This window comes from Bradyrhizobium sp. RD5-C2 (assembly GCF_019972155.1).
GTDB lineage: Bacteria > Pseudomonadota > Alphaproteobacteria > Rhizobiales > Xanthobacteraceae > Bradyrhizobium.
Genome location: NZ_BOVL01000007.1, coordinates 140833 through 155741, shown reverse-complemented (window position 1 = coordinate 155741; position 14909 = coordinate 140833). Strand labels below are relative to the sequence as shown.

The 14909-nt window shown below is 64.4% G+C and carries 12 protein-coding genes; 7 read left to right on the top strand and 5 right to left on the bottom strand.

What is annotated here, in order from left to right:
• Window positions 1-7: 7 nt before the first annotated feature.
• The 4 genes from BraRD5C2_RS06250 to BraRD5C2_RS06235 all read right to left on the bottom strand — a co-directional run bounded on the left by BraRD5C2_RS06250 (window position 8) and on the right by BraRD5C2_RS06235 (window position 4403).
• Entirely contained in the window at window positions 8-304 is a 297-nt protein-coding gene (locus BraRD5C2_RS06250; RefSeq protein ID WP_223967436.1) for a septal ring lytic transglycosylase RlpA family protein, read from the bottom strand.
• Window positions 305-410: 106 nt separating this feature from the next.
• A complete protein-coding gene (locus BraRD5C2_RS06245; protein WP_223967435.1) occupies window positions 411-3122 on the bottom strand; it encodes a bifunctional diguanylate cyclase/phosphodiesterase in 2712 nt (903 codons plus the stop codon).
• A gap of 131 nt (window positions 3123-3253) precedes the next feature.
• Window positions 3254-3760 (bottom strand): hypothetical protein, encoded by a 507-nt coding sequence (locus tag BraRD5C2_RS06240; RefSeq protein WP_223967434.1) that lies wholly within the window; start codon window positions 3758-3760, stop codon window positions 3254-3256.
• Between the two features lie 148 nt (window positions 3761-3908).
• The gene (locus BraRD5C2_RS06235; protein WP_223967433.1) at window positions 3909-4403 is read right to left on the bottom strand and encodes an ArsI/CadI family heavy metal resistance metalloenzyme; all 495 of its coding nucleotides are present in this window, start codon (window positions 4401-4403) and stop codon (window positions 3909-3911) included.
• 93 nt (window positions 4404-4496) lie between these two features.
• Here BraRD5C2_RS06235 and BraRD5C2_RS06230 point away from each other — a divergent pair, with 93 nt between their 5' ends.
• The 5 genes from BraRD5C2_RS06230 (at window position 4497) to BraRD5C2_RS06210 (ending at window position 11706) form a co-directional block, all read left to right on the top strand.
• The gene (locus BraRD5C2_RS06230) at window positions 4497-4724 is read left to right on the top strand and encodes a hypothetical protein (RefSeq protein WP_223967432.1); all 228 of its coding nucleotides are present in this window, start codon (window positions 4497-4499) and stop codon (window positions 4722-4724) included.
• A 92-nt stretch (window positions 4725-4816) separates the two neighbouring features.
• Entirely contained in the window at window positions 4817-5167 is a 351-nt protein-coding gene (locus tag BraRD5C2_RS06225; protein WP_223967431.1) for a hypothetical protein, read from the top strand.
• 113 nt (window positions 5168-5280) lie between these two features.
• Window positions 5281-6504, top strand: a complete 1224-nt coding sequence (locus BraRD5C2_RS06220; RefSeq protein WP_223967430.1) for an efflux RND transporter periplasmic adaptor subunit — start codon at window positions 5281-5283, stop codon at window positions 6502-6504.
• Window positions 6497-9721, top strand: coding sequence for an efflux RND transporter permease subunit (locus BraRD5C2_RS06215; protein ID WP_223967429.1), 3225 nt, complete (start codon window positions 6497-6499; stop codon window positions 9719-9721). The genes BraRD5C2_RS06220 and BraRD5C2_RS06215 overlap by 8 nt, the downstream gene beginning before the upstream one ends.
• 143 nt (window positions 9722-9864) lie before the next feature.
• Window positions 9865-11706, top strand: coding sequence for an alkaline phosphatase family protein (locus tag BraRD5C2_RS06210; protein ID WP_223967428.1), 1842 nt, complete (start codon window positions 9865-9867; stop codon window positions 11704-11706).
• Window positions 11707-11786: 80 nt separating this feature from the next.
• On the opposite strand, the gene BraRD5C2_RS06205 is transcribed toward BraRD5C2_RS06210, so the two are convergent.
• Window positions 11787-12368, bottom strand: coding sequence for a hypothetical protein (locus BraRD5C2_RS06205; RefSeq protein WP_223967427.1), 582 nt, complete (start codon window positions 12366-12368; stop codon window positions 11787-11789).
• Between the two features lie 389 nt (window positions 12369-12757).
• Here BraRD5C2_RS06205 and BraRD5C2_RS06200 point away from each other — a divergent pair, with 389 nt between their 5' ends.
• Both BraRD5C2_RS06200 and BraRD5C2_RS06195 read left to right on the top strand, forming a co-directional pair.
• On the top strand, window positions 12758-13417 hold the full coding sequence (locus tag BraRD5C2_RS06200; RefSeq protein ID WP_097675150.1) for a peroxiredoxin: 660 nt from the start codon (window positions 12758-12760) through the stop codon (window positions 13415-13417).
• Between the two features lie 21 nt (window positions 13418-13438).
• Complete coding sequence (locus BraRD5C2_RS06195) at window positions 13439-14902, top strand: cryptochrome/photolyase family protein (protein WP_223967426.1); 1464 nt, start codon at window positions 13439-13441, stop codon at window positions 14900-14902.
• Window positions 14903-14909 lie beyond the last annotated feature (7 nt).

Below are 14909 nucleotides of genomic sequence, written 5' to 3'. Positions count from 1 at the left end.
CCGTTCGCTACTCGATCTCCACGTGCGCGACGCCGAGCTGAAGGATGCCGAGCGCGCGGGCCGCCGTGGTCGAGACATCGATGATCCGCCCGCGAATGAACGGCCCACGGTCATTGACCCGGCACCGGATCGATTTCCCGCGGTAGGACACCGTGACCATGCTGCCGAACGGCCGCTTGCGATGCGCGCAGGTCATCTCGCCACTCCTGCCGATGCCATGATAATAGGACGCAAGGCCACTCTCTGCGTTCGCCATGCACGAGGTAAACAACAGCATGGCCGCGGACGTTATTGCGGTCTTCATTGATTGCCTGCCGGTCGAGCCCCGCAATGGAACGCGGTTCCACGGTTTCGGTTCCGCGCCCGACAGGTCGGCAGGTCGATTTTTGGAACTTTTCAGCGAGAGCCGCTTAGGCGGCGTCCTCGGCGCTGTCGGCCGCGAGCAGCCTCCGGAGGTCCTGCGCCGGAACCGGCTTGCTGAACAGATAGCCCTGCATCTGCGTGCAGCCGAGCATCTGCACGGTATCGCGCTGCTGATCGGTCTCGACGCCTTCGGCTGTCGTGATCATGTTGCGGTCGGCGGCGATCGAGACCACCGCGCGGATGATCGAGGCCGAGCCGCTGTTGCGGGTCACTTCCTTGACGAAGCTGCGGTCGATCTTGATCTTGTCGAACGGGAAGCGCTGCAGATATTGCAGCGACGAGTAGCCGGTGCCGAAATCGTCGAGCGCGATGTGGACGCCGAGTGCGCGGAGCTGGCCGAGCGTGACCAGCGCCGCATCGTCGTCGGCGATCAGCACCGCCTCGGTGATCTCGAGCTCGAGCCTGCGCGGGTCGAGCCCGCTCTCGGCAAGCGCGCTTGCAACCTTCAGCGCCAGCGTCTCCGACTTGAACTGGATCGGCGACACATTGACCGCCAGGCGCACATGCGCCGGCCAGGCCGCCGCCTCGATGCAGGCGGTGCGCAACACCCACTGGCCGATCTCCTCGATCAGCCCGGTCTCCTCGGCGACCGGGATGAACTCCGCAGGCGAGATCATGCCGCGCACCGGATGGCGCCAGCGCAGCAACGCCTCGCAGCCGGTCACCTCGTCGCTGCGCAGGTCGACCAGCGGCTGATAGTGCAGCTCGAAACGGTCCTCCGCCAACGCAGTTCGCAGATCGGCCTCCAGCGCGCGGCGCAGATTGGCCTGCTTCTCCATCGCTGGATCGAAGAAGCGGTAGGTCCTGCGCCCGGCGGCCTTGGCCACGTACATGGCGAGGTCAGCGCATTTGAGCAGGCCGAACAGGTCGGAGCCGTGGCGCGGGGCGATCGCAATGCCGATGCTGGCGTCGCTCGACAGCCAATGACCGTGGCAGTCGAACGGCGTGCGCAGTGACTGATAGACACGCGCGACCAGATCGCTGACGTCGTCATCCGACATGATGTCATGCTGGACGATCGCGAACTCGTCGCCACCGAGGCGCGCGATGAAGTCGTTTGATCCGACCGACTGGCGCAGCTTTTCGGCGACGCGTCTCAGGAATTCATCGCCGATCGGATGACCCAGCGTGTCGTTGATCCGCTTGAACTCATCGATATCGATGTAATGGATCGCGAACTCGCGGACGACAGCCTCGCGCAACAATTCTTCCGCGTGACGCTGGAACAGCGTCCGGTTCGGCAGATTGGTCAACGCATCGTAATGCGCGAGATACTCGATCTGCGCCTGCGCACGCCGCCCGTCGGTGACGTCCTCGAGCGTGGTGGCCCAGCCGCCGTCAGGAGCGCGCTTGTAGATCAAGCGGATGCTGCGGCCGTCGGGCGTCATGATCACCGAGTCGCGGATTTCGTCACCCCTGGGATTGGTGAACCGCGCACAGTATTCATCGACATCGCCGATGAATGAACCGAGCGCCTGTCGATGCAGGATCAGATCGCGCAGATCGCAGCCGGGCTTGGCGACATCGGGCGACAGGCCGAACATGTCGATGTAGCGCTGATTGCAGATCACAAGCCGCGCCGAGGCATCGAACAGCAGGAGCCCCTGCGTCATGGTGTTGATCGCGGTGTCGAGATGCTGGCTCTTTTCGGACAGCCGGCGGCTTGCCGCGTCGTGCTGCCGCTGCAGCTGGCGGACGATCAAAAAGACCGCGAAGCTGATGACCAATACCGCCAACACGGCCGCGCAGAATTGCAGCTTGGTCTGGGCGCGCCAGTCCTCGAGCGCGCTCGATGTCTTCGTGGTGGCGAGGATCAGGATCGGAAAATGCGACAGCGATCTGACCGCACCGACGTTTTCCTCACCAGAAGCGCCAACGAACCGTCCCGACGTGTTGCCGCCAAAGCTGATGCCCTTTTGGAATACCGGCAGGTTGATGATGTTGCGGCCGATCACTTCGGTATCCTGCGGATAGCGCGCGATGATGGTGCCGTCGCGGTGAATCATCGAAATCACGGTGTCGCCGTTCAGCGCCAGCGAAGCGAGGAAATCCTCGAAATGGCTGGGCTCGACGCCGCGGCTTGCAAAGCCGATGATCTCGCCGTTGCGGCCGGTGATCTTGCGCGCAAAGATCGTGGTCCAGTTGCCCGTCACCTTGCTCATCGCGGGCTCGACGATGACAGGCGACGTCGGCCGTCCCGAGGTGAACTCCTGGAAATAGCGCCGTTCGGCAATGCTGATGTCGGGCACCGGCCACATCTCGGACGAGTTGATCAGCCATCCCTTGGCATTGAACAGATTGAGCCCGCCGACATGCGGCAGCGCGGCCAGCCGCGTGCGCAGCATCTCGTGGGCGCTCAGCAGCGACATGTTCTTTTCGAACTGATCGGCGGTCTCGACCTGCTCCGACCGCAGATAGTTCACGATGTCGTCGTGGACATGCTGGAGGTCGCTGAGCTGCTGGTCGAAATGTCGCGACAGCAGAAGCGCGGTGTTGTTGAGCTCGCGTTCGGACATCTCCAGCGCGCGCTCGCGAAACTGCAGCGCGAGATAGCCGGTGCCGAGCGTGATGGCGAGCACCAGCAGCGCTGCGCTCAGGACGAGCCACTGAATGGCGCCCATCCTGGTGGCGCGCAACACACCCTTGATCGACAGCCGCCGGTGCTCCGGCTTCACGCTGTTCGTTGACACAACCGACATTTTCCTGCCCCTGCGGGTGCCCTTCTAAGGGAACACAACCCAAGGGCTCGTTAGGAAAGTCAGTTATCGGACTGTTAAGGTGGATGAGTAGCTGAGCGAGATCGGCACGGGCATCCTCAGGACGCGACCGCTCAGGCCTCCTTCAGGCTGCACTCGATCAACGCGCCCTCGATGCTGAACTTCGAGAATGGCGAGAACGGCGTCGCGGCCTTGAGCGCGGCGAAGAATTGCGAGTCGCCCGGACTCTTGAGGAGAAACCGGATGTGGCTGGCCGCCAGCGCGTCACGCGACAGCCAGACGACGCCGGAGAACAGCGCCACGAGCATCTGCGCGTAATCGCCGATATCGGCGAGGCCGAGATCGTAGATCGGAGACACATTGACGAAACGCGCGCTCAGCGCCGGCGACGTGTATCGGCTCATCAGGAGACGCCTGACCTGGCAGACCGCGTGAACCCGTTCGCCGTCGGTCAGGTGATACAGTCCCTGACTGTCACCTTCCCTGGCGGTCAGCGCTTCAAAGGCACCGATGCCGCCAAAGGTGGCAAAATCCTCTCCGACGCCTTCAGCGTCCTTCTTCCATTGTGCCTTGATGAGACGCCAGGACCGCTCAGGATCCTTGATTGGCAAAAGCCGCATGGTTAGGGGGCTGTTAGCACGGAGGGGAGTCGTCGCTGAGATAATATGTCGCAGGCATTAAGCATTTGCTTACAGCGGTAGCCGGCTGCGCCGACGCGACGGCTGCCCTGGCCGTGTCTCGGCGCAAGCCTCTACGATCGCCTCGAGCTTAGGATCCGCAGCAGGCTGAAGCCTCGGGCGGCGCGGCCTGCGGCTGCGGCGTACAACAGGCGCTCTGCTTGGTATCCTGCTTCTCGTGCGCGACGCGCGCGGTCCGCTCGCCGCTGCCGTCGCCATAGACGATGCTCTCACCCATCGTATGGAAGGTCTCCCACGCAATCCCCGCGGGATCATCGATCCACGACTTCTCGGACCTGGCATAGCAGCACACGGTCTGGCCCTGCTCTATCACCTCGCCGCCCGCCTGACGCAGCCGGCCATAGACCTCGCCGAGCTCCTCGGCGCTCTCCACCTGAATGCCGAGATGATCGAGCCCCGGCTCGCGGCCACGGGTCGAGATCGCAAAGTTGACGCGGGGATCGTCGAGCATCCATTTGGCATAATCGGATTTCACGACCGTCGGTTCGGCGCCGAACAACGCCGAGTAGAAGCCGACCGATTGTTGGATGTCCTTGACGGCGACGTGAACATGCATGCGCTTCATGGGGCAATCCCTTCGGGCGGCGACGCTGGATGGATATTCCAACCCAAGCATGCTCAGATATCAACGGCGTTACAACAGGAGTCCTGCTGCGGAATGGATGCGCTCACGCTGTTCGGTTTGTTCGCCGTGACCATGATGCTCGTCTGCTACGCAGCCGAGGATCGCAGCCCGTGGTTCATCCTGGCCTTCGCGATCTCCTGCGCGCTCGGCTCGGCCTACGGTTTCCTGCAGGGCGCCTGGCCGTTCGGCCTGGTCGAAGCGATCTGGGCCGTCGTCGCCGCGCGCCGCTGGCTGATGCGCCGAACCGCTGAAAGCGTGTAACGTTATAGTATCCACGGCTAATCTGTCGCGGACTTGAACTTGAATGCGCGCGGTCGCGGCGCTAATTAGAGCCCATGGACGCTTCGCGCACCATGATTCAGCCTTCCACTCATGCAACAGGATCGCGCCGCTGGCGCAGCCTGCTTGCGGGGCTGATTTCGCTTGCGCTGGTGCTGTCGTTCTTCCACGGCTGGGCCTTCGACGGCGATGACGATGCGGCTCCGAGCTTCTCGATCGCACAGTCCATCAACGACACCGGCGGCAAGGCTCCCGCGCATCCGGCCGCACTGCACGGCGATCACTGCCTGACGCACGTCGCCTCGGTGGCGCCGCAGGAGACGGCATTCCCGATCGCTTATGCGCCGCATAGTTATGACGACAGCAGCATCAGGCTGCCGGCGTCGGCCGATCGCCTCTCCCCCTTCAAACCACCCCGCGCCTGATCCGGTCGGCATGACCGGCCGTACGCCGCTGCCATCCGGTAGCGCGCACGCTTCCGCACAGATCGATGTCGCAACAGCGCAGGGCCATCGGCATGCGCTGCGGAGAGGCGCATATGAAACGGGTTGTTCTATTTTTCGCCGGCGTGGCTGCCGGCATTGCACTGATCATGCTGGCGGCCGGATGGATCGGCTGGCCGGTCAAGTTCCCGGCCACGACGCAGGAGACTGCGGTCACCGGCGTACCGAAGGTTGAGGCCACGCATGAGGCTCCGGGACATATCGAGCTGAGCGAAGACCAGATTCGTGAATCCGGCATCACGCTCGCGCCAGCCAGCGGCGGCATGCTGAAGCGGCATTTCCTCGCGCCGGGATCGCTGATCCCCGACGCCGACCACATTGGCCGCGTCTCCGTGCGCGTGCTCGGGACTGTTACGGAACTGCGCAAGCGTCTCGGCGACGTGGTCGAGAAAGGCGAGATCGTCGCTGCGATCGAAAGCCGCGAGGTCGCCGACGCCAAAAGCGAATACCTCGCCGCGCGGCTCACCAACGATCTCCAGCAAACTCTCTATGCCAGGCAGAAGACGCTGGTCGAGACCCGCATCGTCTCGGAAAACGAGTTCCTGCGCACGCGGCTGACCGCGAACGACGCCCAGATCAAGCTCGACGGCGCGCGGCAGAAGCTGTTTGCGCTGGGTCTGTCGGAAAGCGAGATCGCCGATCTGCCGAACCAGCCGCCGGAAAGCCTGCGGACGCAGTTCCTGCGCGCACCGATCAGCGGCCGGGTGTCCGAACGACGGGTCGATCTCGGCGGACTGATCGGGCGCGAAGGCCAGGAAAGCGAGCTCTACGTCATCGTCAATCTCGATGACATCTGGGTCGATCTGGCGGTGTCGCCCGAAGACATCGGCGCGGTCCGCGAAGGCGTTTCGGTCAAGATCCGCGCCATCGGCACCGAGGATGAAGCCAATGCCGGCGTGATCTTCGTCAGCCCCCTGCTCGACCGCGAGACCCGCAATGCCCGTGTGATCGCGACCATGCCCAACAAGGAGCACCGCTGGAAGCCGGGCACCTTCGTCACCGCGGAGGTCCCACTGTCAGGCGCGCCGTCCACCGTGATGGTCTCGAAGAAGGCCATTCAAACCATCAAGGGCACGCCGACCGTATTCGTGCGTGATGCCGACGGCTTCGAGGCGAGATCGGTGCGGACCGGTCGCGAGGACGACGACGACATCGAAATCGTCGCGGGTCTTGCCGCCGGCGAGACCATCGCGGTGCAGAACACCTTTACATTGAAGGCCGAGGTCGAGAAGGACGAAGCGGAGCACGGCCATGATTGAGCGCATCATCGGTCTGGCGATCCAGCGGCGTTGGGTGGTCGTCACCCTGGCGGCGGTGCTGATGTTCCTCGGCGGCCTCGCATTGACCAGGCTGCCGATCGACGCAGTGCCCGACATCACCAACAAGCAGGTTCAGATCAACACCGTCGCCCCGGCGCTGTCGCCGGCGGAAATCGAGAAGCAGATCACCTTCCCGATCGAGACGGCGCTGGCGGGCGCGCCGGGACTCGAGAGCACACGCTCGCTCTCCCGTAACGGCTTCTCGCAGATCACAGCGGTGTTCAGCGAAGCCACCGACATCTATTTCGCCCGCCAGCAAGTCGGCGAGCGCCTGACCGAGGTTCGCGCGCGCCTGCCGCAAGGCATCGAGCCGCGGATTGGCCCGACCACGACGGGTCTTGGCGAAATCTACATGTGGACCGTCCACTACTCCGGCCAGAAGGTGCAGACCGACGGCGCGCCGGGTCTGCAGAGCGACGGCCGCTTCCTGACGGCGGACGGCCAGGTGCTGCAAGGCGAGGTCGAGAAGGACGCCTATCTGCGCACGGTGCAGGACTGGATCATCAAGCCGCAGATCAAGATGGTGCCTGGTGTCGCGGGCGTCGATTCGATCGGCGGCTATCTCAAGCAGTACCAGGTCCATCCCGATGCGGCGAAGCTGATCGCGCTCGGCCTCACCTTCGCCGACGTCGCCAAAGCGATCGAGAGCAACAATGTCAGCCGCGGCGCGCGCTATATCGAGCGCAACGGCGAAGGATTCGTGGTCCGCTCGGGCGGTCGCCTCGAAAACATCGAGGAGCTCGGCGCCGTCGTCGTCACCACCCGCGGCGGCGTCCCGGTCCGGATCCGCGACCTCGCCTCGCTCTCGATCGGCGGCGAGACGCGCACCGGCAGCGCCAGCGAGAACGGCCGCGAGGTCGTGGTCGGCACCGCACTGATGCTGATCGGCGCCAACAGCCGCACGGTATCGGCCGCGGTCGATGCCAAGCTGCGCGCGATCACGCCCTCCTTGCCGGCAGGCGTCGCAGTCGAGACCGTGCTCGATCGCACCCAGCTGGTCGATGCGACCATCGGTACGGTGGCCCGCAATCTCAGCGAAGGCGCGCTGCTGGTGGTCGCGGTGCTGTTCGTGCTGCTCGGCAATTTCCGCGCGGCATTGATCACGGCACTGGTGATCCCGATCGCCATGCTGATGACGGCGATCGGCATGTTTCAGGGCCGCATAAGCGCCAATCTGATGAGCCTTGGTGCGCTGGATTTCGGCCTGATCGTCGATGGCGCCGTCATCATCACCGAGAACAGCCTGCGTCATCTCGCCGAGAAGCAGCATGCGCTCGGCCGCGTGCTGACGCGCGACGAACGGCTGGCGACGGTGCGGGCGTCCGCCGTGGAAATGGTGCAGCCGAGCCTCTACGGCCAGGCCATCGTCCTGCTGGTCTATGTGCCGCTCCTCACCTTCACCGGCGTCGAAGGCAAGATGTTCGAGCCGATGGCGCTGACCGTGATTCTCGCGCTTGCTGCCGCCTTCGTGCTGTCGCTGACGCTGGTTCCGGCGCTGATCGCGATCGGCATCACCGGCCGCGTGCGGGAGAAAGAGAACTGGCTCGTTGCCGCATTGAAGCGCGGGTACAGCCCGCTGCTCCGGCGCGCGGTTGCGACGCCCCTGCCCGTTATCGCCTTGGCGGTCGTGTTGTTCGCCACCGCCCTGTTCGGGTTCTTCCGGCTCGGCCAGGAGTTCATCCCCTCGCTCGACGAGAAGAACATCGCCATGCACGCGCTCAGGATTCCGAGCACGGCGCTGTCGCAGTCGCAGGCGATGCAGCTCTCGGTCGAGAAGGCGGTCAGCCGCTTTCCGCAGGTGTCGTTCGTCTTCTCCAAGACCGGTACCGCCGAGGTGGCGAGCGACCCGATGCCGCCGAACGCGTCCGACACCTTCATCATCCTGAAGCCGCGCGCAGAGTGGCCGGATCCGTCGCTGACCAAGGAGCAGTTGATCGAGGAGATCTCGAAAGCGGTCGGCCGGCTGCCGGGCAACGTCTATGAATTCACCCAGCCGATCCAGATGCGCTTCAACGAACTGCTCGCCGGCGTTCGCGGCGACATCGCAGTCAAGGTGTTCGGCGACGAGTTCGAACCGATGCAGAAGGCCGCCAACCAGATTGCATCAGCGCTGCGCGGCGTGCGCGGCGCCACCGACGTCAAGGTCGAGCAGGCCGGCGGCCTGCCCGTGCTGGAGATCAAGGTCGACAAGGCGGCGATCGCCCGGCGTGGCCTCAGCGTCTCCGAGGTCCAGGACGTGATCGGTGCGGCGGTCGGCGGCCAGGATGCCGGCGTGGTCTACGAGGGCGATCGCAGCTTCGACATCGTGGTGCGACTGCCGGAGAGCGTGCGCTCCGATCTCGAGGCGCTGAGCAATCTGCCGGTCGCCTTGCCGAAGGCAACGCCGAGTTCACCGGTGCAGAGCCTGCCGCTCAACCGCGTCGCGCAATTCTCCTTTACCGAGGGACCGAACCAGATCAGCCGCGAGAACGGCAAGCGCCGCATCGTGGTGACGGCCAATGTCCGCGGCCGCGATCTCGGCTCGGTGGTCGAGGAAGCCCAGGCAAAGGTCACGCAATCGGTGCAGCTGCCGCCCGGCTACTGGATGACCTGGGGTGGCCAGTCGGAGAATCTCGCCGGGGCGCGCCAGCGCCTTGCCGTCGTGGTGCCGGCCTGCTTTGCGATGATCTTCCTGCTGCTGCTGGCGGCGATGGGATCGGCGCGCGATGCGCTCTTGGTGTTCAGCGCGGTGCCGCTGGCGCTCACCGGCGGCATCGCGGCGCTGTGGCTGCGCGGCATGCCATTCTCGATTTCAGCGGCGGTCGGCTTCATCGCGCTATCCGGCGTTGCGGTGCTGAACGGGCTCGTGATGCTGAGCTTCGTCAGGCAATTGCGCGAGCGCGGCGTGCCGTTGCGGGAGGCCATCGAGCAAGGCGCCCTCACCCGCTTCCGGCCGGTGGTGATGACCGCGCTGGTGGCCTCGCTCGGTTTCGTGCCGATGGCGTTCGCCACCGGCACCGGCGCCGAGGTGCAGAAGCCGCTCGCTACCGTCGTGATCGGCGGCCTGATCAGCGCGACCCTGCTCACGCTCGCCGTCCTGCCCGCGCTCTATGCACGGTACGGGCATGCCGGCAGCGCTGCGCGCAATGAGAGAACCGCGGTTCAGCCCGCGGAATGACGGCTGGCTGGCTGACCGGCCGTCGCCAAGAAAAATCCGGCAGTTACAGCGCCCGGCGGGCGCTGTAACATTTCTGTCATGTGGCAAAACTAAACGAAAGCTGCGGCGGGCTGCCGCGGGGCTTCATCAGGGGGAATAACAAAATGCGCCATGCCATTACATTACTGTCCGCGAGCATGATCGCGCTCTCGGCCGGCGCCGCTTCCGCGCAAAATGCAAAACCCCGCAACCTGATCCTGTTCGTCCCCGACGGCCTGCGCGGCGGCATCGTGACGCCGCAGACGGCGCCTGCGATGGCCGAGATCCGCGAAAAGGGGGTCCATTTCAAGAATTCGCATTCGCTGTTCCCGACCTTCACGATGGCGAACAGCTCGGCGCTCTCGACCGGCCACTATCTCGGCGACACCGGCACCTTCTCCAACACGATCTTTACCGGCTACACCTCGGTGCCCGCCGGCGACACCGTGGTCCCCTTCATCGAGAACGACGCCGTGCTCGCCGATATCGACGATCACTTCAATGGCGACTACCTCAACGAGGAGACCCTGTTGAAAATGGCCCGCGGCCAGGGCTTCAGCACCGCCGCCATCGGCAAGCTCGGTCCGACCCTGCTGTTCGACCACACCGATCGCGGCAAGAACACGATCGTGGTCGACGATTCCACCGGCGGCAAGGCCGGCGTGCCGCTCTCCGACGAGATGAAGGACGCGCTGACCAACGCCGGCCTGCCGCTCGCCACCCCGAGCCGCGGCGACAATGCCAAGGCCGGCGACGCCAAGACACCCGGCACGACGGTCGCCAACGTCGCCCAGCAGGCCTACATGGCCGACGTCGCGACCAAGGTCGTGCTGCCGATGTTCAAGGCGCGTAACAAGCCGTTCGTGCTGGTGTTCTGGTCGCGCGATCCGGACGGCAGCCAGCACAACACCGGCGACAGCCTCAACACCATCACGCCCGGCATCAACGGCCCGACCTCGATGGCCGGCATCAAGAATGCCGACAACAACCTCGCCCAGCTCCGCAAGGCGCTCGACGAACTCGGACTTTCTGCCAACACCAACATCATGGTCTCCTCCGACCACGGCTTCTCGACGATCTCGAAGGAAAGCAAGACCAGCCCCTCGGTCAAGGTCGCCTATGACGACACGCCGAAGGATTTCCTGCCGATGGGCTTTTTGGCGATCGATCTCGCCAAGGCGCTGAACCTGCCGCTGTTCGATCCCAACGACAAGAACGCCAAGGTCGCCGACAATGCCCATCCGAAGGCCGGCAACGGCGTGCTCGGCCAGGACCCGACCAAGCCCGACGTCGTGATCGCGACCAATGGCGGCTCCGACCTCATCTATCTGCCGAACCGCGACAAGAAGCTCGCCGACCGCGTCATCAAGGCGCTGCTTGAGCAGGACTATGTCAGCGGCCTGTTTGTCGACGACAAGCTCGGCACCTTCCCCGGCACACTGCCGATGTCGAACCTCAATTTGAAGGGCAAGGCCGTGACACCGAACCCGTCGATCGTGGTCAACTTCCGCTCCTGGTCGAGCGGCTGCGAGATCCCGACCAACTGCTCGGTGCAGATCGCCGACACCGTGCTGCGCCAGGGCCAGGGCATGCATGGCAGCTTCAGCCGCGGCGATACCTACAACTTCACCGCGGCGATCGGCCCCGACTTCAAGGCGGGCTATGTCGATCCGCTGCCGGTCAGCAACGCCGATGTCGGCATGACCGCGGCACAATTGCTCGGCCTGCGCGCGCCGAACAATGGCGGGCTGATCGGCCGGGTGATGTCGGAAGCACTGCCGAACGGCATCGTGCCGAAGATGGCCGAGGGCACCCTCATGTCGAAGAAGCCTTCGGCCAATGGCCTGCGCACCGTGCTGAAATTCCAGCGCGTGCTCTCGACCCGTTATTTCGACGTCGCCGGGTTCCCGGGGCGGACGCTCGGGCTCGAGGAGACCAGCGGCAAACAGAAAACGGCGGGGAAGTGATCCCCGCCGCTCTCGCTTGAAGTCGTGGTTCGGGATGATGCACAGGCATCATCCCGGATGATCACCATCATCCCGAACGATCACATCATCCCGATGTCGAACACGTTGGGCAGCTGGGCTGCGAGCGGCAGCGCAGTCGCGCCGACCAGCGTCGCCACCATCGCCGCGAGCGCGCGGCCGGTGCGGCGCTGACCGCGCATCCGGCCCGCGATCCATTCCAGGACCTTGGTGTCCATCTTGGTGCCCTGCGTCGGCGCCCAGCGATCGATGTTCGTGTCCGGCGACAGCGCCACCGTGCGCGGCGGCACCGGCAGGCCGGACTCGGACGCGGCATGATGGGCGATCGCCTTGGCGAGCAGGTCGTCGAACCGGCCGGCATCGCTGCGCTCGGCAGCCGCCTCGTTGATCGCGAACAGCGCCTCGATCTCCGCCCGGCTGACCGGCTGATGCTCAACCGCGGCCGCCGTCAGGATGCGCGCGCACCAGGCAGCATCATCGGCATCGAGTGACCGGGAGAAATGGATACGGCCCTTGGTGGTCGGGCCTTCGCCTGTGATCACGCCGTCGCGCACGATGGTCAGCGCATGGGCGGCGGTCTTGCGGCAGGATGGATGCAACGCACCGCTGAGAGCCTCAGCGGTCTTGGTACTTGGGGTAGACATTGTGGGAGCTTTCAATTCCTATCTGAGGCCAGCTTTTCCATGCGGGCGTAAACGAGTGGTTAATGATTCGGAACTTGGGTTCCGAGATTTTTAGATGGTTGCTATTTGGTCGATTTAAACGCTGTCACGGTTCAGTCCTATAGCAGCCGGGGCCGGCGTGATGACGGCGATAAGCGGCTTTATCTGGGCATTTCCAAGCTTTTGTGCCGCAGCTGATATTTCGTCGCAGGACTACTGATCAAAACAAGTTGCTTGGAATTCCACCCTCAAGAAGAAATGTCTCACCTTTTTTCAGAAGCCTTTCACTTAAGCCTTGTTGCGTCCTATACTGGGAACCGACCACCTCAAATACAATTTTATCTGCAACATCAAATAGATGAGGTAAAATCATGGCACTTCAGATTGGCGCCGTCGCCCCCGACTTCGAAGCTGAGACCACCGAAGGAAAGATCAAGTTCCACGACTGGATCGGCAGCAGCTGGGTGCTTTTGTTCTCTCATCCCAAGGACTTCACCCCGGTCTGCACGACCGAGCTCGGCACGCTCGCCCGCCTGAAGCCCGAATTCGACAAGCGCGGCGTCAAGCTGATGGGCCTATCGGTCGATCCGGTCGACCGTCACGCCAAATGGTCCGAGGACATCAAGGAAACCCAGGGTGCCGCGCCGAACTACCCGATGATCGGCGACACCGATTTCAACGTGTCGAAGCTCTACGACATGCTGCCGGCCTCGACCTCGGGCGATCCCCTTACCCGCACGCCCGCGGACAATCAGACGGTCCGCAACGTGTTCATCATCGGCCCCGACAAAAAGATCAAACTGGTGCTGGTCTACCCGATGACCACGGGCCGGAACTTCCAGGAGATCCTGCGCGTCATCGACTCGCTGCAACTCACCGCCACGCACCGCGTCGCCACCCCTGCCGATTGGAAGCAGGGCGAGGACGTGATCATCGCGGGCTCGGTCAGCAACGACGAGGCCAAGACGATCTATCCGCAGGGCTGGAAAGAACCGAAGCCCTACATCCGCATCGTGCCGCAGCCGAAGTAACTGTTAGTACGCAGCGTCCGGGTGGCCCGCGCACAGCCTGTTATCGTCTGGTTCCGCGACGATCTGCGGCTGTCGGATCACCCGGCCCTGCATGATGCGGCCAGCCGCGGCGCGCCCGTGGTTGGTCTCTATATCCGCGACGACGAAAGTCGCGCTTTGATGCCGCCGGCGGTGCGCCCCCTCGGCGGTGCGACGCGATGGTGGCTGGCGCAGTCGCTGCGCGCGCTCCGCAAGAGCTGTGATGCGATCGGCGGAACGCTGGTACTGCGCACCGGGCCCGCCGCCTCCGTGATCGCCACGCTTGCGCGCGACATCAATGCGAGCGCCGTGTTCTGGAACGACATCGCGCAGGCGCCACATCGAGCCGTTGGCAGAGATGTCGAAGCTGCGCTCGCAACTGACGGCATCGCGTCCCAAATTTTTGCCGGCGACCTGCTCGTTGACCCCAAGGTCATCCGCAACAAGGATAATCGGGCCTTGCGCGTGTTCACGCCATTCTGGCGGCGCGTACAGGGTCTCGGCGATCCGCCAAAGCCGCTGCCGGCGCCGAGGAAGCTCACATCCGTCAGCGGCATCGCGAGCGAAGCCGTCGACGACTGGGATCTCGAACCGACGCGGCCCGATTGGGCCGGCGGCCTACGCGAAAGCTGGACCCCCGGCGAAGCCGCGGCGCACGATCGACTGAAGACATTCCTCGATGAGAGCATCAGCGGATATGCCGGCGACCGCGACCGGCCGGACCGCGACGGCACTTCGCGCCTGTCGCCGCATCTGCGCTTCGGCGAGATCAGCCCGCGCCAGGTCTGGCATGCCGCCCGCTTCGCCGCCGCCGAGCACCCGCGCCTCGCCGGCGACATCGACAAATTCCTCAGCGAGCTCGGCTGGCGCGAGTTCTGCCGCCACCTGCTGTTCGATGTGCCTGATTTGGCGGATCGGAATCTGCAGGAGCAGTTCGACGCGTTTCCGTGGAAGCGCAACGCCCTCTTCTTGAAGGCCTGGCAGCGCGGCCTGACCGGCTATCCGATCGTCGACGCCGGGATGCGCGAGCTCTGGCGCAGTGGCGTGATGCACAACCGGGTGCGGATGGTGGTCGCCTCGTTCCTGGTGAAGCACCTGCTGATCGACTGGCGCAGCGGCGAAGAATGGTTCTGGGACACGCTGGTCGATGCCGATGCCGGCTCCAATCCGGCGAACTGGCAATGGGTCGCGGGCTCCGGCGCCGACGCCGCGCCCTATTTCCGCGTCTTCAATCCGATCCTGCAAGGCGAGAAGTTCGATCCGGACGGAGCCTATGTCCGGCGCTGGGTGCCGGAGCTCGCGCGTTTGCCGAACGACATCATCCATCAGCCCTGGACCGCGACGCCGATCGAACTTGCGAGCGCGGGCATCGAGCTCGGCACGACCTATCCGGCCCCGATCGTCGATCACAAGAAGGGCCGCGAACGTGCGCTCGCGGCCTATACAAAAATCCGCCGCAAGGAATAGAGCAAGG